Origin of the sequence: Priestia sp. AB, assembly GCF_028369225.1 — a bacterium.
Lineage (GTDB): Bacteria > Bacillota > Bacilli > Bacillales > Bacillaceae_H > Priestia > Priestia megaterium.
Window position 1 is genome coordinate 692,507 of the sequence record NZ_JAQMYN010000001.1, and the last position, 25,112, is coordinate 717,618.

Below are 25,112 nucleotides of genomic sequence, written 5' to 3' on the forward strand. Positions count from 1 at the left end.
GGAAAGCTAATGGTAAAGGCTATGCAAAAAAATGAGTTAACTGGAAAGCAAAAAGCAGCAATTTTGTTGATTTCTCTCGGTCCGGATGTATCAGCTTCTATCTATAAACATCTCAGTGAAGATGAAATTGAGCAACTGACGCTTGAAATTTCTTCAGTGAGAAAGGTAGAGCCGTCTCTAAAAGAAGCTGTGCTTCATGAGTTTGAACAAATAACGCTTGCTCAAAACTACCTTGAAAAAGGAGGAGTAAGCTATGCGAAACAGGTGTTAGAAAAAGCACTTGGACCAGAGCAGGCTATGATGATTATCAATCGATTAACTTCTTCTTTGCAAGTTCGTCCGTTTGACTTTGCCAGAAAAGCTGATCCTATGCAGCTGTTAAATTTTATTCAGCATGAGCACCCTCAGACGATTGCCCTTATTTTATCTTATTTAGAGCCGCCGCAGGCAGGACAAATCTTATCATCACTGCCTCAGGAAAGGCAAGCGGATATTGCAAGACGGATTGCAACGATGGGAAGTACGTCTCCGGAAGTAATTAATGAAGTGGAGCAAATTTTAGAGAGAAAGCTTTCTGCTACTGTTACTCAAGACTATACCCAAACAGGTGGTTTAGAAGCAGTAGTTGAAGTATTAAATGGAGTAGACCGAGCGACTGAAAAAATCATTATTGATACGCTTGAAATTCAAGATCCGGCATTAGCAGAAGAAATCAAGCAGCGAATGTTTGTATTTGAGGATATCGTAACGCTCGATAACCGCTCTATTCAGCGTGTGATACGGGATGCAGAAAATGATGATTTATTGTTGAGCTTAAAAGTAGCAAGTGAAGAAGTGAAATCTATTATTTTTAAAAATATGTCTAGCCGTATGGTGGAAACGTTTAAAGAAGAAATGGAATTTATGGGTCCTGTGCGTTTGAAAGATGTAGAAGAAGCTCAGTCACGTATCGTTGCTGCAATTAGACGTTTAGAAGATGCCGGTGAAATTGTACTAGCTCGAGGTGGAGGAGACGATATTATTGTCTAATATCATTAAATCAACTTATACGAACAAACTTTCAGACGAAAATGCAAAGCACATTCAAGTCATTCCATTTGGCTTTCTCATGCAAGATGAGCCCCTAGAAGAACATCTTCAGCAAGAAAATGCAAAGCACGTTATTGAACAAGCGCACAGTGAAGCTGAAATAATAAAGGCCGAGGCAGATGCTTACCGCAAACAAGCTCAAAACGAAGTTGAACGTTTGAAAAAGCAGTGGGAAGAAGAGAAGGTGCTGCTGTTTCAACAAGAACAACAGCGAGGCTATGAAGAAGGATACGAAGAAGGGCTGCTTCAAGGAAAACAAGAGTATGAGCATGTATTAGCCGTGTCGCGAAACATTGTTGACGAAACAAAGAATCAGTACTACGAATATATAAATCAATCTGAAGAAGTCATCTTTGAATTAGGTTTCACCCTAGCTGAAGCGATTTTAAATGAGCGGCTTCAAAGAGATGAATCATTTTTATCACTTGTTGAAAGGTCTTTAAAAGAAGTTAGAGAACATAAAGAAATCCAGCTTTTTGTTTCTCCGAAAAAATATGCATATGTATGTGAACATAAACGAGAACTGTTCGATTTATTAAACGGAGAAACGGGGCTATTTATTTATGCAGATGAAAATCTTCAGGAAATGGATTGTGTCATCGATTCCTCTTATGGGCGTCTTGTTGCGTCTTTTGATAGTCAGTTAACGGAAATGAAGAAAAAATTAAAAGAACGTTTGTTAGAGGAGAGTAAACATGAAAGTCGCACAACTCATTCATGAAATCCCGCGCACATCTTCTTTTAAACGGTACGGGAAAGTCAGCCGAGTAGTAGGAATGATGATTGAATCTAAAGGACCTAGAACGTCAATAGGAGATGTTTGCTTTATTCATCTTAGTGAACGAGGAGATAAAATTCGTGCAGAAGTTGTTGGTTTTAACGGTGAGCACGTTGTTTTAATGCCTTATACGTCTGTTCGATATATCGGACCTGGCTGCCTAGTGGAAACGACAGAAAAACCTCTGCAGGTAAGCGTGGGGAAAGAGTTAATAGGTCAAGTGCTTGATTCGCTAGGGAACCCTTTAGACGGGTCTGAACTTTCTCATTATTTGCCGTTTGTTTTAACCGACCAAGACCCCCCTAATCCCTTAGAGCGTCCGCCTATTGAACAGCCGATTGAAGTAGGGGTACGAACGATTGATAGTTTGCTAACAGTAGGTCAAGGGCAGCGCATAGGTATTTTCGCAGGAAGCGGTGTTGGGAAAAGTACGCTGCTCGGGATGATTGCACGCAATACAAAAGCAGATATCAATGTCATTGCCCTTGTAGGTGAGCGAGGAAGAGAAGTTAGAGAGTTTATTGAGCGAGATCTTGGAGAGGAAGGATTAAAGCGCTCCGTTGTAGTAGTTGCTACCTCGGATCAGCCTGCTCTCCTTCGAATGAAAGCAGCATATACAGCTACTTCTATTGCTGAATACTTTCGAGATGAGGGACTGAGCGTCATGATGATGATGGATTCTGTTACCCGTGTAGCAATGGCTCAGAGAGAAATTGGATTAGCCGTAGGTGAACCTCCGACTACCAAAGGTTATACACCATCTGTTTTTGCTAGCTTGCCAAGGCTGCTTGAACGTACAGGAACTAATCAACATGGATCTATTACTGCTTTTTACACTGTATTAGTAGACGGTGATGATATGAACGAACCTATTTCGGATACGGTGCGAGGCATTATAGACGGACATATTGTACTAGACCGGGAGCTGGCCAATAAAGGTCAATATCCGGCCATCAATGTCTTAAAAAGCGTTAGTCGGGTGATGAACCATATCGTAAGTGAACGGCATAGAGAAGCAGCTGAAAAACTGCGTTCATTAATGGCTACCTATGCTAATTCTGAAGACTTAATTAACATAGGTGCCTACAAAAGAGGATCTTCTGCTTACATTGATGAGGCCATCTACTATCATCCTGTCATTGATGCATTTTTAAAACAAAAAACGAACGAACATCCATCATTTGAAACAAGTGTAACAAAGCTCTGTGAACTGTTTGTGAAAGGTGAGTAAATATGGCATATGAATTTAGGTTATCTAAAATAATGGCAATCAAGTCAAATGAAAAAGATGAACTGCTATCTCAATATAATCAATCCTTGCAGCAGTTTGAAACAGCGGGTGAAAAGCTTTATAAAAAGTTAAAAGAAAAAGAAACGCTAATTGAACAGCATACGGGCAAAATGAAGCAAGGGCTTTCTATTTTAGAAATTACGTCATTTCAGCAGTTTTTAACAAGTGCCGAACGAGTGATTGAGAGGCTGCAACAAGAGGTCATGTTTGCAAGACAGCAAATGAACTTAAAGAAACTGAAGCTAGAAGAAAAGAACATAGAAGTAAAGAAGTATGAAAAGTTAAAAAAGAGAGACTACGATTCTTATATAACCGCGGAAAAACAGTTAGAAGCGAAGCAAATGGATGAGCTGTCGCTACAGCAGTATATGCTGCATAGGAATTAGGTGGAAAACATGGCTAATCAAAAAGAGTTAAGAGAAGAGTACGAAGAAGAAAAGTCTTACAGTAAAAGCCAAGTGTTTTTATTTTTAATCTTTATTCCAGCAGTGTTCCTCATCTTGGCGGCTTATATTGTTCTGACGCTTTTAGGCGTTAATGTAAATGATAAAGTTTCAGGTATTACACACGCCATTCCGTTTGTATCAAGTGAACAGTCGCAAAAAAATGAAAATATTCAAGAAAGCAATGAAGAAATACAAAAGCAGGTTGATGGCCTTCAAAAGAAGTTGAGCACGAAAGAAAAGCAAATCGCAGCTTATGAGAAAACGATCACTACAAAAGATCGTCAAATGGATGAACTAAAAATTGAAATGCGCGATATGGAAGAAAAAGCCGATGATGAAGCGAAAAAACAAAAGAACAATCAGCTGGCAAAAAAAGATGTCATTGCTACCTATGAAAACATGTCTCCTAAAAATGCAGCACTTATCTTTGCCGAATTAAAAGAAGACAAAGCGGTCGCGATGCTTAAGCAGTTCAAATCGAGTACAAGAACAGCAATCTTAGAAAAAATGGATCCAAAAGTAGCTGCACGCTATACGACATTGTTAACAGATCAGATTGAGGAATAAAAGCAGAGGTGAAAACAGTGGAAATTTCACTACGTCCAGCAGCTGCATCAAAGGTAAACTGCGATGAAAAAGCAGCTGTTATTCAGACTCAGGGTTTTTTTGAAGAAGTTGTTCAGCAGCTTAAGCAGCTAGATGCGCAGCCTTTAACGCGCGGAGAGAAATCATCCAATAAACAAACGGTAGATCAAGACGTCTTCAAGGCGGTCGGGTTAATTGCAATTCAGTTAAGCGAAGCAGAAGATGAAGAGGATGAACCATCTGTCTTGTACGAACATCTAGCCGAGATGATCAGTAGTATTCCAGGTAGTCTAGATTTGGAACAGCCGCTTCTAAAGCTGCAGCACGTGTTAACAGACATGCAGCAGACACCTGTTTCACCTGAAACAGACAGTCAAGAACAGTATTTAACTTCTATTTCTACTTTGCTGGAACTATGTAAAAATACGTCAGCTGTTTTTCAAACAGAGTTTGCTCAGCTGATGGAAGAACTACAAAAACCGCAGCTGCAGTCAGTGAAGCTTTCAGAACTGCAGCTTGAGGGCTTGCAGAAAGCTGCTGCTGAAAAAATAGAGAAAATTTATAAACAACCACGTGTATTAACCGATACCTTACATGAAAAGCGCTCAGCTGATTTCTTCGCCGTTGTTCATGCGGCTCCAAAAAGTTCTGTAAGAGATAGGGCCGCTTTTCAGAACGAGGAAAAAGTGCCGCTTTTGAATCAGCTTCCATGGAAAAAAGATGTGGTTTTAGGTAACCCGAGTATAGATAGTGAAAGTTCTTTCACTGCTAAAACGGCCGGGGTGATGTTAGAAAATAACCCATCAGCTTTTGGAGCTGGAGAAATGCTTAAGATTCAAGAGTTTTCTATTGATCTAGGGCAAGCAAACTCTGATCATCAACAGTCTGACGATCTGGTAAACGAGCTGCAAAAAATATGGAGTAAAGCTTCGATCAGTACTGAAGAAGGAGCATCTAAGCTTTCCATTAAGTTGTTTCCAAAGCAGCTAGGTACGATTTCAATTGAAGTGCTTCAGCAAGAAAATGAAACGGTTGCGCAAGTGGTTGTATCCTCAACGAAAACGAAAGAGCTGTTAGACGCCAATCTTTTGACTTTACGGAAAGGTCTGACTTCTCAGCACGTATCGGTTGATCAAGTCGATGTGGCGGCTGTTCAAGCAGCTCCAGAAAGTTCTGTGAAAGATATGAACACTCTTGCTAAAGAAGAAAAAGTGCCGCAGTTTTCTATTGATTTAGGGAAAGAAAAATCAGACCATCAACAGTCTAGCGATTTGGTAAACGAGCTGCAAAAAATATGGAGTAAAGCATCGATCAGTATTGAAGAGAGAGCATCTAAGCTTTCTATTAAGTTATTTCCAAAGCAGCTAGGTACGATTTCAATTGAAGTGCGTCAACAAGATCATAAAACGACTGCGCAAGTGGTTGTATCCTCAGCGAAAACAAAAGAGCTGTTAGACGCCAGCCTTTTCAGATTACGGCAAGCTCTCACGTCTCAGCATGTATCGGTTGATCAAGTCGATGTGGTTGCTGTTCAAGCAGCTCCAGAAAGTTCTGTAAAAGATATGAAAGCTTTTGCTAAAGAAGAAAAAGTGCCGCAGTTTTCTATTGATTTAGGGAAAGTGAAATTAGACCATCACCAGTCTAGTGATCTAGTAAACGAGCTGCAAAAAATATGGAGTAAAGCTTCGCTCAGTGCTGAAGAGAGAAGATCCAAGCTTTTCGTTACGTTATTGCCAAAGCAGCTAGGTACGATTTCAATTGAAGTGCTTCAGCAAAAAAATGAAACGACTGCGCAAGTAGTTGTATCGTCAGCGAAAACAAAAGAGCTGTTAGATGCTAACCTTCTTAGATTACGACAAGCTCTCACGTCTCAGCATGTATCCGTTGATCAAGTTGGTGTGGACGCTGTTCATACAGCTTCAGAAAGTTCTGTGAGAAATATGAACGCTTTTCGAAAAGAAGAAAAAATACCGTTTTTCAATCAGCTTCCATGGAAAAAAGATGTGGTATTACACAGCGAAAGTATAGATACAAATAGCTCTTTAAAAAATAGCGAAAGTTCTGCAGGTACAAACACAACCGGAGCGACAGTAGAGAATCAGCCATCATCCTTTGGAAGTGGAGAAATGCCTAAGCTTCAGCAGTTCTCTATTTATCTAGGGCAAGCAAAATCTGACTATCAACAGTCTAGCAATTTGGTAAACGAGCTTGAAAAAATATGGAGTAAGGCTTCGATCAGTACTGAAGAGGGAACATCCAAGCTTTTCATTAAGTTATTGCCAAAACAGCTAGGTGCGATTTCAATTGAAATGCTTCAGAAAGACAGTGAAACGGTTGCGCGAATTGTCGTATCTTCAGCAAAAACAAAAGAGTTATTGGACTCCAATCTTTCAATTTTGCGGCACGGTCTCGCGTCTCAGCATGTATCAATTGATAAAATCGATGTGCTACTGTCAGAACAAGCGATGTCGTATAACAATGAAAACGACCAGCAAAAAGAAAGACAGGAAAAAGAAGCGTTTAAAAAAGAAGAAGAAGATCAAGATTCACAACAATTGGAAGAGTCGGCTTCCTTTCTAGCTTCTTTTGAATCAGCGCTCATTAACTACAACGTATAGGTGATAACAATGACAAATGAAATTACGTCTGACTTGTATTTAAGCAATAGGGACACACAAGTGAAGCAAACGGGAAACAGCTCGCTTGGCAAAGATGACTTTTTGAAGCTTTTGATTGCTCAGCTTCAAAATCAAGATCCAATGAATCCAATGCAAGACAAAGACTTTATTGCTCAAATGGCTCAGTTTTCATCTCTTGAACAAATGACAAATATGAGCACATCGCTCAATACGTTTGTAACGCAGTCTCAGGCTTCTCCTATTTTAAAAGGAAGCGAATTAATTGGTAAAACCGCTGCATGGTTAGATGAAGAAGGAAATAAAAAGCAAGGAGTCATTTCAACAGCATCCGTCAAAAACAATGAGATATCGTTTACGATCAACGATGAAAATCATACAGTACTTTCGCTAAACGATATCTTAGAAGTAAGCAGTTAACTAACCAAATTTAAGGAGTGATTTTATGTTACGTTCGATGTATTCAGGAATCAGCGGCATGAAAAATTTTCAAACTAAATTAGATGTCCTAGGAAATAACATTGCCAATGTTAATACATACGGCTATAAAAAAGGACGTACAACGTTTCAAGATTTAGTAAGTCAGCAGGTAGCAGGAGCAACAGCACCGGCTGGGAACCGTGGAGGTGTCAACGCTAAACAAGTCGGATTAGGTTCGCAAATTGGCACAATTGATACAGTTCAAACGGCAGGAAGCATTCAGTCAACGGGACGTCCGCTTGATTTAGCTATTTCTGGTGACGGCTATTTTGTTGTAAATGATGGAACATCAGACTATTACACAAGAGCGGGGAATTTCTATTTAGATAAAGATGGTTATCTAGTGACAGGTGATGGACTATTTGTACAGGCCACTGATGGGAAAATTAGGATTGATCCAACTACGGCTAAAAGCTATAGCATTGGGTCAAACGGAACCGTTAATATTGTTGGGCTAAATGGAAACATGCTTCCGAATCCTCAAACTATCAAACTTGCAAAGTTCGCTAACAATGAAGGACTTCAAAAAGCAGGAGGAAATTTGTTCACTAATACTCCAAATGCAGGATTGGTTACAACTCCTGCAAACATTACTCCTGGAAACAGCGGTACGGGAACTTTAATTTCAAGCTCCCTTGAAATGTCCAACGTTGATTTATCCGAGGAATTCACGGACATGATTGTTGCACAGCGCGGATTTCAAGCAAATACAAGAATTATCACAACATCCGATGAAATACTGCAAGAATTAGTGAATCTAAAACGATAGGTAGGGGGAAGGAGTAAGTATTACTCCGGTTAATTATGATCACTTTAACAAGGCTAAACGGCAAAACATTTACGTTAAATGCTCTTTATATCGAGCAGGTTGAAGCATTTCCTGATACGACCATTACGCTAACAAATAATAAAAAGCTAGTGGTAAAGAATTCAGTTGAAGAAGTGAATGAGAAAGTGACGAGTTATTATCAGCGAATTAACGTATTAGGACTGCAGCAAACGACGGAGGAATAAAGTGTGTTTAAAAATAAGCTAATTAGTAAGATGATTATTATTCTACTTTCTCTGACTTTAATAGGAAGCATTGCGGTTATTGTCACCTTAAAGTATACAGATCAGGCCAGTACTCAAAAAGGTCCATCTATTGATGATGTAATTAAGACTTCTGTAGATGTAACGGATATTAAAACAAATTTAAAAAGTAATAACTATATCAGCATCTCTTTTAAAATTCAAATGGATAGTAAAAAAGCAGCGGAAGAGCTTCAAAAAAGAGATTTTCAAGTAAAAGATATTATCATTAACGAGCTGTCAAATATGAATGCCCAAGATTTTGAAGGAACGCAAGGGCTCAATACGTTAGAAACGAATATTGCAAAGCAAATTGATCAGCTAATGGAAAGCGGACACGTTGTTAAAGTTTATACGACGTCTAAAGTTTTGCAGTAAAGAAGCAAGGAGGGAAGCTAGTGGCTGGGGATGTATTGTCACAAAATGAAATTGACGCGCTGTTATCTGCGTTATCAACCGGAGAGATGAATGCGGATGAATTAAAAAAGGAAAATAAAAAACAGCGTATTCGTACATATGATTTTAAACGCGCACTGCGTTTTTCAAAAGATCAGATTCGCAGTTTGACGCGAATTCATGAAAATTACGCGCGCATGCTGACCACTGTCTTTTCGGCGCAGCTTCGTAACGTTGTCCAAGTTTCCGTTGTATCGGTGGATCAAATTCCGTATGAGGAGTTCATTCGCTCTATTCCGAAAGTAACCATCTTAAATGTGATAGCCGTCCCTCCTTTAGAAGGGCATATTATTATGGAAGTCAACCCGAACATTGCCTATGCGATGCTTGACCGCTTGCTCGGGGGACAAGGCGAGAGCGGTGGGGAAATTAGTAACTTAACGGAAATTGAAACGAGCTTGATTCGAAACTTCTTAGATAAAACGTTAGAAAGTATGAGAGAAGCTTGGAGTTCTATCGCGGAAATTGAACCTGAAACATCAGAGTTTGAAGTGAATCCTCAGTTTTTGCAGGTGATTTCACCAAATGAAATTGTCATCGTCATTTCATTAAACGTACAAGTTGGAGATGAAACGGGCATGATCAATCTATGTATTCCGCACGTGACGCTTGAGCCTATCGTGTCCAAACTGTCCGTTCATTACTGGATGCAATCTTCGAAAAAAGAACCTAGTGTACAAGAGATTGAGCAGCTAAAGGAACAAATCAATGATGCGGAATTGCAGGTTGTAGCCGAGCTAGGAAAAGCGGATATTTCAATTGAAGATTTCTTAGCATTAGATGCAGGAGATGTTATTCGACTGCAAACAAGCGTTCATAATCCGTTAACTATTTACGTCGGAGAACAACCTAAATTTATTGCACAGCCTGGAAAAGTCAGTCGGAAAGTTGCTGTGCAAATTCTAGATGATGTTAAGAGGAGGAACGAAAGGAATGAACGATGACATGCTTTCGCAAGATGAAATTGATGCGTTGTTAAAAGGAACTTCTTCACTTGATGAGTTTTCAGAGCCGAATAAGTCAAGTCAAGTAGACGATTATTTTACGGAAATGGAAAAAGACGCACTTGGCGAAATTGGAAACATTTCGTTTGGCAGTTCAGCAACAGCGCTATCGGCTTTATTGAATCAAAAAGTCGATATTACCACACCGTTTGTATCGCTTATACATAAAGAAGAACTGACAGGTGAATTTCCAAATCCTCATGTCGCTGTGCAAGTTCAGTACACAGAAGGCTTTTCTGGTACGAACTTGTTGGTTATTAAACATGAAGATGCAGCTGTTATTTCAGATTTGATGCTTGGTGGAACGGGAGAGAATCCGACGGAAATCATGGATGAAATTAAGCTGAGTGCCGTGCAGGAAGCAATGAATCAAATGATGGGTTCTGCAGCGACGTCTATGTCCACGGTATTTCAAAAGAAAATTGATATCTCTCCGCCGAGCTTAGATATTTTAAATATTCAAAAAGGGGAAGGCACAGAGTTGATTCCGCAAGATGAAGTCTTTGTAAAAGTCTCTTTTAATTTGAAGGTAGGCACATTAATCGATTCGAATATTATGCAGCTTTTATCTATACCGTTCGCAAAAAGTTTGGTCGAAGAGCTCTTAGTTCCAAATTCAGAAGATACGGCAGCTTCTATTGAAAAAGAATCAGATCTTAACGAAAAGCAAACAGAACCGCCGGCAGCTGAAGACATACAGCATGGAGAAGCACAGCAGGCAGAACCTGTTTATGTACCAGTTGATGTTCAGCCCGCATCGTTTTCAGAGTTCGAGCACGTGTCTTCTCCTCAAGGGGATTCACGAAATTTAGACATGCTGCTTGATATTCCGCTTCAAGTTACCGTGGAGCTTGGAAGAACTAAGCGAACGGTTCAAGAGATTTTAGCATTATCTTCTGGTGCCATCATTGAACTTGATAAACTAGCAGGCGAACCAGTAGATATCTTGATTAATAGCAAATTAATTGCAAAAGGTGAAGTGGTCGTCATTGACGAGAATTTTGGCGTTCGCGTAACCGATATTATTAGTCAAAAAGACCGTATTAACAAACTAAAGTAATGATTTTTAGGAGGAGTAGAGATGGGAAACCGAATTTTAATTGTAGATGATGCTGCATTCATGCGCATGATGATCAAAGATATTTTAACGAAAAATGGATATGAAGTAGTAGCGGAAGCGGCAGATGGCCAGCAGGCTGTGGAGTTATTTAAAGAGCATGCACCAGATCTTGTCACAATGGATATTACAATGCCTGAAATGGATGGAATTACGGCCTTAAAAGAAATTAAAACCATAAAAGGTGATGCTAAGGTGATTATGTGTTCAGCCATGGGCCAGCAGGCAATGGTGATTGATGCTATTCAAGCAGGGGCAAAAGATTTTATCGTTAAGCCTTTTCAAGCAGATCGTGTATTAGAGGCAATTTCAAAAGCAATTGGATAAACAACAGATTGGCGGGGCCTTCCCGCTAATCTTACACTATATTGAAGTAAGAGGTGGCAGACATTGCTGCGAAAGTTCGTAATTGCTGCGCTGTTAATAAGCGTATTAGCAGGATCAAATCAAATCGTCTATGCAGAAAGTAGATCTGCATCCGTAAAAGAATGTTTGGAAAAAACGGAGAAGTGTTCAGAGAGTGAGAGTACTGATTCAAAAGAAAAAACTGAACTCCAGGGGACGCCTACGCTTTCAGCTGGAGATATCGTGAAGATGATATTCGCGTTTTTACTTGTAATTGGGCTGCTTTTTGCGCTCTTAAAATTTGTAAATAAAAAAGGAAGGCTGCTGCAAAAAAATAAAGTAGTACAAAACTTGGGTGGTACAAATGTTGGAAGCAGCAAATCTGTACAAGTAGTTAAAGTTGGAAATCAGCTTTTTATCATCGGAGTCGGTGAAAATGTGCAGCTTCTTTCAGAAATTACAGGACAAGAGAAACAGCAGCTGCTCACGCAGTATGAGGAACAACAGAAAAACGAGAGCGAATATAAAGTCGTACTACCGTCTTTTTTAGAAAAATTGACTTCTAAAAAAGAAGAGAAATCTAGTCATTCTTTTCAGCAGCTTTTTCAGCGAGAAATGAATGAAATGAATGAAATGAAAATAAAAAGGCAAAACGTACTGAAAGAGTTAGAAAGGAACAAAAAGAACGATGAATGAAGTGATGAATCTCTTTAACTCGAGCAGTCCTACAAATATTTCAACGTCTGTCCAGCTTTTGTTGCTGCTGACGGTGTTTTCGGTAGCTCCTGGAATTTTAATTATGATGACCTGCTTTACACGAATTGTCATTGTGCTGTCATTTGTACGTACATCGCTCGGGACACAGCAAATGCCTCCTAATCAAATATTAGTTGGTTTATCGCTGTTTTTAACGTTTTTTATTATGGCGCCAACTTTTTCTCAGGTAAATGAACAGGCGCTTCAGCCGCTTTTAAAAGAAAAAATCACGCTGAATCAAGCCTATGAAAAAGCAGCTGAACCGATGAAAGAATTTATGAGTGCCCATACAAGACAAAAAGATTTAGCTCTTTTTTTAGAATATGCGGATATAGATAAACCATCCTCTGTTCAAGATATTCCCTTAACCGCGCTCGTTCCGGCTTATGCAATCAGTGAGCTAAAGACAGCATTTCAAATTGGATTTATGATTTTTATTCCTTTTCTTATTATCGATATGATTATAGCAAGCGTGCTGATGTCTATGGGAATGATGATGCTTCCTCCCGTTATGATTTCGCTCCCGTTTAAAATTTTACTATTTGTACTGGTTGATGGCTGGAATTTAGTTGTTAAATCATTATTAATAAGTTTTCAATAGGTGATAGACAATGAATGGAGAATTTGTCATTTCGTTAGCAGAAAAAGGCGTATATACGATCTTAATTGTATCTGGCCCTTTATTGCTGCTGGCCCTTGTAGTTGGGCTCATTATTAGTATTTTTCAAGCAACTACCCAAATTCAAGAGCAAACACTTGCTTTTGTTCCTAAGATTGTAGCGGTCTTAGTAGGGATTGTATTTTTTGGTCCGTGGATGTTATCAAAAATGATTTCATTTACATATGAAATTTTTTCAAATCTGTATCGGTACGTAGGATAGCTATGAGTCAGTTGATCTTATCCTATCCCGCGTTTTTACTAGTGCTAGTGCGCGTAACGTCTTTTTTTATTACGGTTCCGCTATTTTCATACAAAACGATTCCCGCAGTTCATAAAGTAGGTTTGTCTGCCTCACTATCCGTCATTATTGCGACAACAATTGATTTACCCGTCGTTTCGTTAGATGCACAGTTTGTACTTTTAGTAGTAAAAGAATGTGCTGTTGGGTTGTTTATTGGTTTGACTGCGTATGTATTTATTATGGCTATTCAAATTGCCGGAGGTCTCATCGATTTTCAAGTTGGGTTTGCGATTGCCAACGTAATAGATCCGCAGACAGGGGCGCAAAGTCCGATACTAGGTCAATATTTATATGTATTTGCTCTCCTATTTTTATTATCGACCAATGGACATCATTTATTAATAGACGGCATCTATAATAGTTATTTAATTATTCCGTTAGACAAAGTAGCTTTCCCTGTGGGAAGCCAAGCATTTGCTACACACATCATAACTGTTTTTTCATCGATGTTTTTAGTAGCTGTTCAAATGTCTTTGCCTTTGGTAGGTTCATTATTTTTAGTCGATATCGCGCTTGGAATTGTCGCAAGAACCGTCCCGCAGTTAAATATTTTCGTAGTGGGGTTTCCGGTGAAAATTATTGTTGCCTTTATTTTGCTGATTGTCGTGATGGGGAGCATGTTTTATATGATGCAAATCATATTTGAACAAATGATAGAAGCGATGCGCGCGACGATCCGCATATTAGGAGGGGTGTAGCCTTGTTTTTAGTAAAAGTTGATTTGCAATTTTTCGCGGGAGAAAAAACGGAAAAAGCTACACCTAAAAAAAAGCAAGACTCTAGAAAAAAAGGACAGGTAGCTAAAAGTCAAGACGTTACAACTGCGCTCATCCTTTTAATGGTTTTTCTTTATTTTTTGTTTGGAGCCAAACAGTTTTTACAGCAAATGATGAAGTTGTTAAGAGAAGCTTTTCAAACGTATATGCTTGAGGAAGTGACGGCAGAGCGCGTATTTGCGATGTTTAAGCACCTTCTTCCTTCAATAGCCCTTGCAGCAGGTCCTGTTATGCTCGCAGCTTTTATTGCTGCGCTCGGAGCGAATTATATGCAGGTTGGTATTCTTTTTTCCACGGAGGCTCTTCAGCCTAAGTTAGAAAAGATTAACCCTATTAGCGGAGCCAAACGGATTTTTTCCATGAGAGCGCTGGTAGAACTAATCAAGTCAACGCTGAAAATTATGTGTATCGGAGCCGTCACGTTTTTTATCTTATGGATTCACATAGAAGATGTATTAAATTTATCTCAAAAAAGTATAGGGGACTCGCTGGTTGTTCTGTCTAAGCTTGTTTTTCAAATGGGACTTGCAGCCTCGCTTATGCTTTTATTTTTATCGCTGCTTGATTATTTGTACCAAAAGTTTGATTTCGAGAAAAATATTCGAATGTCAAAGCAAGATATCAAAGATGAGCATAAAAACATTGAAGGGGATCCTCTAATCAAATCAAAAATAAAGCAAAAGCAGCGGGAAATGGCAATGTCTCGCATGATGCAAGAAGTTCCAAAAGCAGATGTCATCATTACAAACCCCACTCATTATGCCATTGCTTTAAAATATGATGAAGAAAAAATGGATGCTCCCTATGTTGTAGCCAGCGGCGTAGATTTTATTGCTCAAAAGATTAAAGGAATCGCCAAAAGCCATGAAATCATCATGGTAGAGAACCGCCCGCTGGCAAGAGCACTTTTTGACCAAACTAAAGTAGGAGATGCAGTACCCGAAGAATTTTTTAAAGCGGTGGCTGAAATATTAGCTTACGTATACCGCATTCAAAATAAAATGTAACGTTACGCTATTGTAAGGAGAGAAAAATTAATGTCTGCAAGAGAACTGCCAGTTGTTATAGGTGTTGTACTTATTATCGTTATGCTTGTTATTCCGTTGCCTTCATGGTTATTAAGTATTTTAATCATGATTAACATTTCTCTTGCACTGCTTGTACTGCTCGTTTCCATGAATATGAAAGAACCTTTAGAGCTATCGGTATTTCCGTCTTTGCTGCTGGTTCTTACGCTGTTTCGATTAGGTTTGAATGTATCGACAACACGTTCAATCTTAGGAACAGGAGAAGCAGGCGGAGTGGTGGAAACATTTGGCCACTTCGTTATTGGAGGCAATCCTTTAGTGGGCTTTGTTGTCTTCATTATTTTAATTATCATTCAGTTTCTCGTTATTACAAAAGGAGCGGAGCGTGTTTCTGAAGTAGCCGCCCGCTTTACCTTAGATGCGATGCCGGGTAAACAAATGAGTATTGATGCAGATTTAAATGCAGGTATGATTTCAGAAAAGCAAGCAATTGACCGCCGTGAAAAAATTCAGCGCGAAGCAGATTTTTATGGAGCAATGGATGGAGCCAGTAAATTCGTCAAAGGTGACGCCATTGCAGGGATTGTCATCACCCTGATTAATATCTTATTTGGGATTATTATCGGCATGCTGCAAATGGGAATGTCCATCACTGAAGCATCCCAAACCTTTACTTTGTTAACAGTAGGCGATGGGTTAGTGAGTCAAATTCCAGCCCTTATGATTTCAACAGCGACTGGTATTATCGTCACTAGAGCTGCTTCAACAGGTAATTTGAGCGAAGATATTACACAGCAGCTGTTTGCTTTTCCCGTTATGCTTTATGTCACTGGGGGAACGATTGCGGCTCTTGGTTTAATTACGCCAATTAATGATGTTATTACAATGCCTATTGCTATTTTGTTAGGAGTGGGAGGCTATTATTTGTCTCGGGCTAAGCATCAGGCGGTTCGTGAAGAAATGGCGCCTACTGAAGAAGAGCTTGAAGACAATGAAATGAAAAGTCCGGAGAGTGTTGTCAATCTATTAAGCGTTGATCCAATTGAATTTGAATTTGGGTATGCATTAATTCCGCTTGCTGATACGAATCAAGGAGGCGATCTGCTTGATCGAATTGTGATGATTAGGCGACAGCTGGCACTTGAGCTAGGATTGGTCATTCCGGTTGTTCGCATCAGAGACAACATTCAGCTTCAGCCCAACGAATACTGTCTTAAAATAAAGGGCAATGAAGTGGCAAAAGGGGAGCTGCTGCTCGATCACTATTTAGCAATCAGTCCGGGAATGGATGATGATTTGATTGAAGGAATTGATACGTTAGAGCCAGCTTTTAAAATGCCTGCAAAATGGATTAGTGAGTCGGCGAAGGAGCAGGCTGAGATGTTCGGGTATACCGTTGTTGACCCGCCGTCGGTTGTGTCTACGCACATAACAGAAGTTATAAAATCGTATGCGCATGAGCTGATTGGAAGGCAGGAGACAAAGCAACTAATCGATCACACAAAAGAAACGTATCCTATTTTAATTGAGGAAGTAACGCCTAATCCGCTTTCTGTTGGAGACATTCAAAGGGTACTGGCAAAGCTTTTAAAAGAAAGCGTCTCAATTCGAAATTTACCCATTATTTTTGAGGTGCTGGCCGACTACGGCAAAATGACGTCAGACACCGATTTGTTAACTGAATATGTCCGGCAAGGACTCGCAAGACAAATTACCAGTCAATATACGGTCCAAGAAGGTCTGCTTCGAGTTCTTACCCTTTCAGGAAAAGTTGAAAAAACGATGGCGGAAGCTGTTCAACAAACGGAGCATGGGAATTATTTGTCACTAGACCCTAACGTTTCACAAGCTATCGTGGAAAGTATAGCCAAGCAAACAGAAACACTTTCTTTTCAAGAACAGTCTCCAATTGTGTTATGTTCTCCTGCGGTGAGGATGTACGTGCGTCAAATCACTGAACGGTATTTTTCCCATATGGCGGTTTTATCATATAACGAGCTAGAAGCAAATGTTGAAGTTCAAAGTGTTGGAGTGGTGGATATCTGATGAAAGTAAAAAAATACGTAGTAGCATCCATGCCGCAAGCTATGAAAGCCATTCGTTCAGATTTAGGTGAGGAAGCGGTTATTTTACATTCAAAACAAATTCGAACAGGAGGGTTTCTTGGCTTATTTACTAAGGCAAAAATAGAAGTATTGGCAGCTGTCGATTCCGTAGAAAAGCTGAGCGTAAAGAAGAATTCATCGTCGCCAGAACCCAGTATGGAAGATAATCAATCTTTTATGAAGCAGCAGCTCAGTGAGTTAAATACTCTTGTCTCACAAATGAATCAAATGCCAAAGGTTTCTTCAGGTTCATATCCAAAAGCAGTGGAGGATGTGTTTGCCTATTTGCGTTTGCAAGAAATAGACGAAGCTATTTTAAAAAGCATAGAGGCTCCTATGCTAGAGTACTACTACTTACATCGCCCTAACTCAAATCAACTTATGGAGTGGACGAAGAGCTGGTTTGGCAATCAGTTTAAAGCAAGTGAATGGAGCGGCCCTTTCAAAAAATATGTAAGTGTAGTAGGACCAACAGGTGTCGGTAAAACAACAACTCTTGCTAAATTGGCCGCAAAATGTGTCCTGGAACACAATCAAAAAATAGCATTTATTACAACTGACACGTATAGAATTTCAGCGATTGAGCAGCTCAAGACGTACGCTTCGATCTTGAATGCGCCTTTAACGATTTGTTATAACGGAGCAGATTTTAAAAAAGCTTTGCTAGAAACGGAAGCATACGATGTGATTTTTATTGACACAGCAGGTCGTAACTTTTTAGAACAGCAATATGTAAATGATTTAAAGAAAATTATTACGTTTCAAGAAGATTTGCAAACGTTTCTTGTTTTAGCCCTAACGTCAAAAGTATCAGATATGAAAGCTGTATATGAACGTTTTGCTAGTCTGCCTGTTGATCACTTGATTTTTACGAAGCAAGATGAAACCACCCGTAAAGGCTCGCTTTTAAATATGTTATATCATTACGGCCAGCGAGCCGCTTTTACAACAAACGGGCAGGATGTACCAGAAGATGTTTCGGCATTTAAAATAAAAGAGTTTATTGACGATGTATTTGGAGATTGGAAAGATGAATGATCAAGCAGCAGTTTTAAGAGAAAAAGTGTTAAAGAAGCATCAAAACTCTTTAAGAAATTGTAAAACACTAGCCGTGTTAAGCGGAAAAGGAGGAGTTGGAAAGTCGAATCTATCATTAAACTTATCTCTTGCGCTAACGAAGCAAAAGCAAAGAGTTCTTCTTTTTGATATGGATATAGGGATGGGAAATATTGATATTTTGATTGGGCAAACTGCTTCATATACGATGGTCGATTTGCTAGAAAAAAAGCTTTCCATCCAGCAAATTATTAAAAAAGGTCCTCAAAATTTAGCTTATGTGGCTGGTGGAACAGGAATTTCCTCTGTATTTGAATGGTCTCCATCAGATCTTGCTCATTTAATACAAGAATTGAATTCGTTAACAAATCAATATGATTATATGATTTTTGATATGGGAGCGGGCATGTCAGAGAGTGTACTTAAGTTTCTAAAAGCTGTAGATGAAATGATCGTGGTTACAACACCAGAACCTACATCTATAACAGATGCCTACGCTGCTATTAAGCTAGCAGCTTCCTATTCTGTATCAGCACCGGTTCGTCTTATTATTAACAAAACGCTTTCTGACAAAGAAGGAAATGAGACGTATGAACGATTTAGCCGAGCTGTTCAGCAGTTTTTGAATATATCTATTTCTCTATTAGGTATTGTACCAAACGATCAAGCTGTCCAGAAAGCGGTCAATCGCCAAATGCCTTTTTTGCTTCAAAATCCAGCATCTAAAGCGAGTATATCACTAATAGAAATGGTGAGTATTCTTATTCCTCAAGACAATAGGATAACGGCTAAAAACGAGGGAATGTTTATTCGGCGCCTCAAACGATTTTTTCTTGAAAGGTAGGAAATTAGAGTGAATGAAATAAAGGTGCTTATTGTAGATGATTCTGCATTTATGCGAAAGCTAATCGGCGATTTTTTAGCATGTGACAGTCGTTTTCACGTTGTGGGTACCGCACGTAACGGTGAAGAAGGGTTAAAAAAAGCGCTCGAGCTGTCGCCAGACATTGTGACACTTGATATTGAAATGCCCAAAATGAATGGCTTAGATATGTTAAAACAGCTCATGCGTGTGAAGCCCCTTCCTGTTGTCATGTTATCGAGTACAACAATAGAAGGTGCTGAAAATACGCTGACCGCTATGCAGTACGGCGCAGTTGATTTTGTTGCTAAACCTTCGGGAGCTATTTCGCTGGACTTACATAAAGTGAAAGATGAGCTTATCTCTAAACTATTGCTTGCTAGTAAAGCCAACATATCTTCAAGCAGTCATCAGCACGTACAAAACAGCAGTGTATATAACCTCTCGATGGGGACGAAAGTGAACAAAATGATTTGTATTGGCACTTCTACTGGAGGACCGCGTGCGCTGCAAGAAGTATTATCAACTGTTTCAAAAGACATAAACGCACCTATTTTTATTGTGCAGCATATGCCTCCAAATTTCACAAAATCATTAGCGCTTAGACTAAATCAGCTAGCTGATATTGAAGTAAAAGAAGCAAAAGACAATGAAATCGTTCGCTCAGGATGTGCTTATATTGCGCCTGGAGGTTTTCATATGACGGTTGTAGAGAAAAAAGGACAGCTCAGCATTTGTTTAGATACTTCTTCACCTGTAAAGGGACATCGCCCCTCAGTGGATCGTTTGTTTCAGTCGATTAGTAAAATTTCAGGTTATCAAAAACTTGCTATTGTGTTGACAGGAATGGGTGCCGATGGAACAGAAGGGGTTATTGATTTAAAGAAAAATAAAGATGCGCTTATTTTGGCTGAATCGGAAGAAACAGCTGTCATTTATGGGATGCCCAAATCAGCCGTTTCTACAAAACTTGTTGATTATATTGAACCGCTGCGAAACGTTGGAAGCTTTATTTCTCGCTACGCACAGAAATAGGAGGGAAAGTTACGATGGATATGAATCAATATCTAGAAGTGTTTATTGAAGAAAGCAGGGAACATCTTCAAAACGTTAATGACCAGCTAATGCGTTTTGAAAAAAATACCGATGATCTTGGCTATGTAAACGAAATTTTTCGGTCTGCTCATACGTTAAAAGGTATGTCTGCAACAATGGGATTTGATGATTTAGCACAATTAACTCACAAAATGGAAAACGTGTTAGATGCTGTTCGAAATCACCAACTCGACGTTCATACGGAAGTTCTTGATGCTTTGTTTGAATCAGTCGATGCGCTAGAAATAATGGTTCAATCTATTTCTGAAGGCGGCGATGGTCAGCTTGATGTCAAATTGCTTGTTCAAAAGCTGCAGCGTATTGTAGCAGAGGAACCCGTAGCACAGCATGCAGCTTCTTCCATTGAGTACGATGAATTAGTACAAACGCTGCTCAGTCAAACAGCAGACCAAGGCTTTAACGCGTTTGAAATAACCGTACAGCTTGAACGCACCTGCTTATTAAAAGCTGCACGCGCTTATATGGTATTTGATGTGTTAGAGCAAGCAGGAGACGTCATTAAGTCAGCGCCAACTGTTCAAGATATCGAACAAGAAAAATTCGAATCATCTTTTATCGTTATATTAGTAACAAACGAATTACAAGAAAAGCTGCAGGCGAGCATTATGGAAGTCTCTGAAGTAGAAAGTGTGAAAATTGCTGCGATCCCCGTAAAAAAGGAGACAGAAAGGGAGGAGCTTGTTTCAGCAGAAGTAGCAGCAGCCATACAGGAAGTTACTGTGTCAGCACCTTCTAAATCGCCTGTTGAAGAGAAAAGACAGCCCTCAAATAACAAGACGATTCGAGTTAATATTGACCGTTTGGACAGTCTCATGAACTTGTTTGAAGAACTAGTTATTGATAGAGGCAGGTTAGAACAAATATCAAAAGAATTGAATAATAGCGAATTAGACGAAACGGTAGAGCGGATGTCTCGTATTTCTGGAGATTTGCAAACGATTATTTTAAATATGCGTATGGTGCCTGTAGAAACCGTTTTTAATCGTTTTCCCCGTATGGTGAGACAGCTTTCAAAAGATTTAGGGAAACAAATTGAACTTCAAATTGTCGGAGCTGATACAGAGCTGGACCGGACCGTTATTGATGAAATTGGAGATCCGCTTGTTCACTTATTAAGAAATGCCGTTGACCACGGAATTGAAATGCCTCAAGCACGCTTAGAGAACGGAAAGAATGAAAAGGGAACGATTCGCCTTAAAGCTTATCATAGCGGAAATCATGTCTTTATTGATTTAGAAGATGACGGGGCGGGCATCAATCGTGAAAAGGTACTGCAAAAAGCGTTGGATCGAGGAATTATTGATGGGAAAACAGCTGAAACGCTGACGGATAAACAAGTGTACGAGCTCATTTTTGCTTCGGGCTTTTCGACGGCTGAGCAAATTTCAGATGTTTCCGGACGAGGAGTAGGTTTAGATGTCGTGAAAAACACGATTGAATCGCTAGGGGGTTCTGTAACGATCGATTCTAACGAAGGATACGGTTCGCGTTTTTCTATTCAACTGCCGCTCACTCTGTCTATCATTTCTGCTTTACTCGTGCAAATGAGTGAAGAGCGCTATGCCTTGCCGCTTTCTTCGATTATTGAAACAGCTATTGTTCAGCCCAAAGAGGTCATGCATGTACACGGTCAAAAGGTTATTGACTTTCGAGGAGCCATTATTCCTCTTCTTGATTTAAAAGAACTATTCACTGTGCCTAACTCAGTACAAGGTGATCATTATTCAGTAGTCATCGTGAAAAAAGGAGAAAAGACCGCTGGGCTAATTGTTGATTCTTTTATCGGTCAGCAGGAAATTGTTTTAAAATCTCTAGGTCATTATCTGCCGGGTGTGTTTGCTATTTCAGGAGCCACGATTTTAGGGGATGGACAAGTAGCACTTATCATTGATTGCAACGCTTTGATTAAATAACAAATGCTGTAAAAAGAAAGGGAGAAAGGCATGAAAATTATTGTGTTTCAATTGGGAGACGAGGAGTACGGAATCTCAGTAGAAGAAGTGCAGTCGATTGAAAAGATTCAGCACATCACACGCGTTCCTGGAGTAAAAGAATATGTAAAAGGTGTTATTAACCTGCGCGGTGTTATTACACCGATTATTGATTTGCGCACTCGTTTTAACTTGCAAGAACAGCTTAACCATGAGCTGACACGTATTATTATGGTTCGTCTTAATGATGTAGAAGCAGGTTTGATTGTCGATGCGGCAAATGATGTAGTGGATATTGATGAAAAAACGATTGCTTCAGTGCCTGAAACAGTTGAAGGAACAGCTGTTGAATACTTAAACGGAGTCGTTAAAGTAGATAGCCGTTTAATTGTTCTTCTAAATTTACCTAAAGTGCTCTCTTTAGAAGACCACCTCCAGTGAGTCAAACGAATAATGGATATCACGCTGAAGGTTCTAGGAGTTGAAGAATCGTGAGAGATGATAAACAAGTGATTAAGGTAGGAATTGCCGAGATGAATGTTACACAGGCACCCGCAGTGCTTCGAACAGCGGGATTAGGATCATGTGTAGGAGTTGTCGTTTATGACTCTATTCACTCAGTAGCTGGGCTCGCTCATGTGATGCTTCCGGATTCAAGCGGAGCTAAATGTCCTTTTAATAGAGCTAAATATGCAGATACAGCCATTTTTGATTTGATAAATATGTTGATTAAACAAGGCGCACATAGAAAATTGTTAAAAGCAAAAATAGCAGGAGGCGCGCAGATGTTTCAATTTGAACCAAGAAATGATGTCATGCGAATTGGCCTTCGAAATGTTCAAGCAGTAGAGAGAGAGCTGCATAGAAACAGTGTAGAAATTGCAGCAAAAGCTACAGGAGGACACAACGGACGCACAATTGAATTTGATCCTCAAACGGCTATTTTAAAGGTTCGTACGATTAACGAAGGGATAAAAACGATATAAAGCGCGCTCTGACCGTTTAATAGCGCCATAAAAAGGAGTTGAAAGACCCTTGAAAAGTATACAAGAAGTTGAAGAACATAAAATTTGGCAGGAATGGAGAGAGACGAGAGACTCACATGCGGGAAACATGCTTGTTAAAAAGTATATGCCGCTCGTTAACTATCACGTTCAGCGGATTAGCGTGGGGCTGCCGAAAAATATTCATAAAGAAGAGCTTCATAGTTTAGGGTTAATCGGTCTTTACGATGCTTTGGAAAAGTTTGATTACGGTAGAGACTTAAAGTTTGATACATATGCGTCTTTTCGAATTCGAGGGGCGATAATAGACGGGCTTCGTAAAGAAGATTGGTTATCAAGAAGCGCAAGGGAAAAGACGAAAAGGATTGAGCAAGCAACAGAAGCACTTGAACAAAGATACTTGCGCAGAGTTGCACCAAGTGAGGTTGCAAAAGAAGTAGGCATGACAGAAGCAGATGTCGTTCATACGATGAATGAAGGCTTTTTAGCTAACGTGTTGTCAATGGAAGAACAGCCGAAAGAGTATGAAGATGGAGAACAAAAATATACGATTAAAGATGAAAAAACGCTCTCTCCTGAAGAGGAGCTAATTAACGACGAACGATATCAAGAGCTTGCTGAAGTTATCGAGCAGCTAAATGAAAAAGAGCAGCTCGTTGTTTCATTATTCTATAAAGAAGAGTTGACTTTTACAGAAATCGCACAGCTGTTGGGGCTATCTACTTCACGTATTTCTCAAATTCATTCGAAAGCGCTGTTTAAAATGCGTACGAGTTTAAGTAAAATAATTTAGCAAAGAGGTAAAAGGATGGGGTTTTTACTCACAGTTAGTTTTTTAATTCATGGTCTATCAGTGTTTTGCATTATTCTTTTATATATGCAAGTGACCAAAGTGAAAAGGATTGAACGCTTGCACCAGCAAAATATAAATAAAATGGAAGCTGCGATGGGTTCATATCTCGCTGAATTTCAAGAACAAAACGAACAGTTTTTAAGGCAGCTTCGAGAGCGTTCCACTTCGCTTTCTTCGAAAGTGGAAAAAAGCAGCGTAAAATCACCTTTGGTAGATGAAGAAGACGTGCCTGTTCAAAGGGTGGATCTAAAAAGTGAGCCGTCCCAGTCGCTGCATGAACTGCTTTCTATAGAAGAAAATCAGAAGCATATACGCACACCTTTTGATGAATTAACTACAGACCAAATTCAAGATTTGTCAGGTGAAGAGATAAAGGAATTTTCCGTTTATTTAAAGGAAAAAGGTTTGACAATTGAAGAAATTGCAAAACATTTACACAGAGGGAAAACTGAAATTGAATTATTATTGAAATTTCATCAATAAACTTAATGAAACGCTTGCTTGTGAAAAAGGAGTGTGCTATATTTGTTTTTGGTGTTATTACACACGCTTGTTGATTCGGTTGATGGTGCTACTTTTTGTAGTTTCGGCTGAAGATGAAATGAGCGGAGGAGACTTAAAACCATTAGGAGGAAAAACACATGTCAGTAATTTCAATGAAACAATTACTAGAAGCTGGTGTACATTTCGGTCACCAAACTCGCCGTTGGAACCCAAAGATGAAGAAATATATCTTCACTGAGCGTAACGGCATCTACATTATCGATCTTCAAAAAACAGTTAAGAAAGTAGAAGAAGCGTACAAATTCGTTAAAGAATTAGCTGCAGACGGCGGTACTGTTTTATTCGTAGGTACGAAAAAACAAGCTCAAGATTCTGTTAAAGAAGAAGCAGCTCGCGCTGGTATGTACTTCGTTAACCAACGTTGGTTAGGTGGTACATTAACTAACTTCTCAACTATCCAAAAACGTATCAAACGTTTAAAAGATATCGAAAAAATGCAAGAAGACGGTACTTTCGAAGTACTACCTAAGAAAGAAGTAGTTCAACTTAAAAAAGAGTTAGAGCGTCTTGAAAAATTCTTAGGCGGCATTAAAGATATGAAACAACTTCCAGATGCATTATTCATCATTGACCCTCGTAAAGAGCGTATTGCAGTAGCGGAAGCTAAAAAATTACACATTCCAATCGTTGGTATCGTAGACACTAACTGTGATCCAGACGAAATTGATTATGTAATCCCTGCAAACGATGATGCAATTCGTGCTGTTAAACTTTTAACTTCTAAAGTTGCTGATGCTATTCTAGAAGCTAAACAAGGTGAAGAAACAGCAGTTGAAACTGAAACAACTACTGCTTAATTCC

Annotated in this window: 28 protein-coding genes; all 28 read left to right on the forward strand. The window is 39.4% G+C overall.

The genetic code is table 11. The features are described from left to right. The first annotated feature begins 9 nt into the window (after nucleotides 1-9). The 28 genes from fliG (at nucleotide 10) to rpsB (ending at nucleotide 25,108) form a co-directional block, all read left to right on the forward strand. Nucleotides 10-1,029 (forward strand): flagellar motor switch protein FliG, encoded by a 1,020-nt coding sequence (gene fliG, locus POF52_RS03565; RefSeq protein ID WP_016765403.1) that lies wholly within the window; start codon nucleotides 10-12, stop codon nucleotides 1,027-1,029. After that, nucleotides 1,022-1,810, forward strand: coding sequence for a flagellar assembly protein FliH (gene fliH, locus POF52_RS03570; RefSeq protein WP_271989766.1), 789 nt, complete (start codon nucleotides 1,022-1,024; stop codon nucleotides 1,808-1,810). The genes fliG and fliH overlap by 8 nt, the downstream gene beginning before the upstream one ends. After that, nucleotides 1,785-3,098: a flagellar protein export ATPase FliI gene (gene fliI / locus POF52_RS03575; RefSeq protein ID WP_016765401.1), complete on the forward strand. Its 1,314-nt coding sequence runs from the start codon at nucleotides 1,785-1,787 to the stop codon at nucleotides 3,096-3,098. The genes fliH and fliI overlap by 26 nt, the downstream gene beginning before the upstream one ends. A gap of 2 nt (nucleotides 3,099-3,100) precedes the next feature. Next, nucleotides 3,101-3,544: a flagellar export protein FliJ gene (gene fliJ / locus POF52_RS03580; protein WP_013058874.1), complete on the forward strand. Its 444-nt coding sequence runs from the start codon at nucleotides 3,101-3,103 to the stop codon at nucleotides 3,542-3,544. Between the two features lie 9 nt (nucleotides 3,545-3,553). Further along, nucleotides 3,554-4,171 (forward strand): MotE family protein, encoded by a 618-nt coding sequence (locus POF52_RS03585; RefSeq protein WP_176583369.1) that lies wholly within the window; start codon nucleotides 3,554-3,556, stop codon nucleotides 4,169-4,171. 17 nt (nucleotides 4,172-4,188) lie between these two features. Continuing rightward, complete coding sequence (locus POF52_RS03590) at nucleotides 4,189-6,807, forward strand: flagellar hook-length control protein FliK (RefSeq protein ID WP_271989771.1); 2,619 nt, start codon at nucleotides 4,189-4,191, stop codon at nucleotides 6,805-6,807. A gap of 9 nt (nucleotides 6,808-6,816) precedes the next feature. Next, the gene (flgD, locus tag POF52_RS03595) at nucleotides 6,817-7,245 is read left to right on the forward strand and encodes a flagellar hook assembly protein FlgD (RefSeq protein ID WP_176583367.1); all 429 of its coding nucleotides are present in this window, start codon (nucleotides 6,817-6,819) and stop codon (nucleotides 7,243-7,245) included. Nucleotides 7,246-7,270: 25 nt separating this feature from the next. Next, nucleotides 7,271-8,074: a flagellar basal body rod protein FlgG gene (gene flgG / locus POF52_RS03600; RefSeq protein ID WP_016765397.1), complete on the forward strand. Its 804-nt coding sequence runs from the start codon at nucleotides 7,271-7,273 to the stop codon at nucleotides 8,072-8,074. 35 nt (nucleotides 8,075-8,109) lie between these two features. Continuing rightward, nucleotides 8,110-8,319, forward strand: a complete 210-nt coding sequence (locus tag POF52_RS03605) for a flagellar FlbD family protein (RefSeq protein WP_016765396.1) — start codon at nucleotides 8,110-8,112, stop codon at nucleotides 8,317-8,319. A 3-nt stretch (nucleotides 8,320-8,322) separates the two neighbouring features. Continuing rightward, nucleotides 8,323-8,754 carry a flagellar basal body-associated protein FliL gene (gene fliL / locus POF52_RS03610; RefSeq protein ID WP_016765395.1) on the forward strand — a complete coding sequence of 144 codons (432 nt, stop codon included), beginning with the start codon at nucleotides 8,323-8,325 and terminating at the stop codon, nucleotides 8,752-8,754. A gap of 20 nt (nucleotides 8,755-8,774) precedes the next feature. Further along, nucleotides 8,775-9,776 carry a flagellar motor switch protein FliM gene (fliM, locus tag POF52_RS03615; protein ID WP_176583366.1) on the forward strand — a complete coding sequence of 334 codons (1,002 nt, stop codon included), beginning with the start codon at nucleotides 8,775-8,777 and terminating at the stop codon, nucleotides 9,774-9,776. After that, nucleotides 9,766-10,896: a flagellar motor switch phosphatase FliY gene (gene fliY, locus POF52_RS03620; RefSeq protein ID WP_258357434.1), complete on the forward strand. Its 1,131-nt coding sequence runs from the start codon at nucleotides 9,766-9,768 to the stop codon at nucleotides 10,894-10,896. Before fliM ends, fliY begins: the two co-directional genes overlap by 11 nt. 21 nt (nucleotides 10,897-10,917) lie before the next feature. Beyond that, nucleotides 10,918-11,280, forward strand: a complete 363-nt coding sequence (locus POF52_RS03625; protein WP_016765392.1) for a response regulator — start codon at nucleotides 10,918-10,920, stop codon at nucleotides 11,278-11,280. A 63-nt stretch (nucleotides 11,281-11,343) separates the two neighbouring features. Continuing rightward, nucleotides 11,344-11,994, forward strand: coding sequence for a flagellar biosynthetic protein FliO (locus POF52_RS03630; protein WP_271989777.1), 651 nt, complete (start codon nucleotides 11,344-11,346; stop codon nucleotides 11,992-11,994). Then, a complete protein-coding gene (gene fliP / locus POF52_RS03635) occupies nucleotides 11,987-12,655 on the forward strand; it encodes a flagellar type III secretion system pore protein FliP (protein ID WP_013084783.1) in 669 nt (222 codons plus the stop codon). The genes POF52_RS03630 and fliP overlap by 8 nt, the downstream gene beginning before the upstream one ends. Nucleotides 12,656-12,665: 10 nt before the next feature. Then, complete coding sequence (fliQ, locus tag POF52_RS03640) at nucleotides 12,666-12,935, forward strand: flagellar biosynthesis protein FliQ (protein ID WP_016765390.1); 270 nt, start codon at nucleotides 12,666-12,668, stop codon at nucleotides 12,933-12,935. A 2-nt stretch (nucleotides 12,936-12,937) separates the two neighbouring features. Further along, nucleotides 12,938-13,714, forward strand: coding sequence for a flagellar biosynthetic protein FliR (gene fliR / locus POF52_RS03645; RefSeq protein WP_016765389.1), 777 nt, complete (start codon nucleotides 12,938-12,940; stop codon nucleotides 13,712-13,714). A 2-nt stretch (nucleotides 13,715-13,716) separates the two neighbouring features. Then, complete coding sequence (gene flhB / locus POF52_RS03650) at nucleotides 13,717-14,799, forward strand: flagellar biosynthesis protein FlhB (protein ID WP_176583364.1); 1,083 nt, start codon at nucleotides 13,717-13,719, stop codon at nucleotides 14,797-14,799. A 30-nt stretch (nucleotides 14,800-14,829) separates the two neighbouring features. Further along, on the forward strand, nucleotides 14,830-16,866 hold the full coding sequence (flhA, locus tag POF52_RS03655; RefSeq protein WP_271989783.1) for a flagellar biosynthesis protein FlhA: 2,037 nt from the start codon (nucleotides 14,830-14,832) through the stop codon (nucleotides 16,864-16,866). Further along, a complete protein-coding gene (gene flhF / locus POF52_RS03660; protein WP_176583362.1) occupies nucleotides 16,866-17,963 on the forward strand; it encodes a flagellar biosynthesis protein FlhF in 1,098 nt (365 codons plus the stop codon). Before flhA ends, flhF begins: the two co-directional genes overlap by 1 nt. Further along, complete coding sequence (locus POF52_RS03665) at nucleotides 17,956-18,825, forward strand: MinD/ParA family protein (protein WP_176583361.1); 870 nt, start codon at nucleotides 17,956-17,958, stop codon at nucleotides 18,823-18,825. Before flhF ends, POF52_RS03665 begins: the two co-directional genes overlap by 8 nt. Nucleotides 18,826-18,834: 9 nt before the next feature. Further along, nucleotides 18,835-19,878, forward strand: a complete 1,044-nt coding sequence (locus tag POF52_RS03670) for a protein-glutamate methylesterase/protein-glutamine glutaminase (protein ID WP_176583360.1) — start codon at nucleotides 18,835-18,837, stop codon at nucleotides 19,876-19,878. A 14-nt stretch (nucleotides 19,879-19,892) separates the two neighbouring features. Next, a complete protein-coding gene (locus POF52_RS03675) occupies nucleotides 19,893-21,872 on the forward strand; it encodes a chemotaxis protein CheA (RefSeq protein WP_176583359.1) in 1,980 nt (659 codons plus the stop codon). Nucleotides 21,873-21,902: 30 nt separating this feature from the next. Continuing rightward, on the forward strand, nucleotides 21,903-22,331 hold the full coding sequence (locus POF52_RS03680; protein WP_014458457.1) for a chemotaxis protein CheW: 429 nt from the start codon (nucleotides 21,903-21,905) through the stop codon (nucleotides 22,329-22,331). A 50-nt stretch (nucleotides 22,332-22,381) separates the two neighbouring features. Beyond that, nucleotides 22,382-22,876: a chemotaxis protein CheD gene (locus POF52_RS03685; protein ID WP_271989788.1), complete on the forward strand. Its 495-nt coding sequence runs from the start codon at nucleotides 22,382-22,384 to the stop codon at nucleotides 22,874-22,876. A gap of 49 nt (nucleotides 22,877-22,925) precedes the next feature. Then, complete coding sequence (locus tag POF52_RS03690; protein ID WP_271989790.1) at nucleotides 22,926-23,687, forward strand: FliA/WhiG family RNA polymerase sigma factor; 762 nt, start codon at nucleotides 22,926-22,928, stop codon at nucleotides 23,685-23,687. A gap of 15 nt (nucleotides 23,688-23,702) precedes the next feature. After that, complete coding sequence (locus tag POF52_RS03695) at nucleotides 23,703-24,230, forward strand: hypothetical protein (protein ID WP_271989791.1); 528 nt, start codon at nucleotides 23,703-23,705, stop codon at nucleotides 24,228-24,230. Between the two features lie 158 nt (nucleotides 24,231-24,388). Then, nucleotides 24,389-25,108: a 30S ribosomal protein S2 gene (gene rpsB / locus POF52_RS03700; RefSeq protein WP_013058850.1), complete on the forward strand. Its 720-nt coding sequence runs from the start codon at nucleotides 24,389-24,391 to the stop codon at nucleotides 25,106-25,108. Nucleotides 25,109-25,112: the final 4 nt, after the last annotated feature.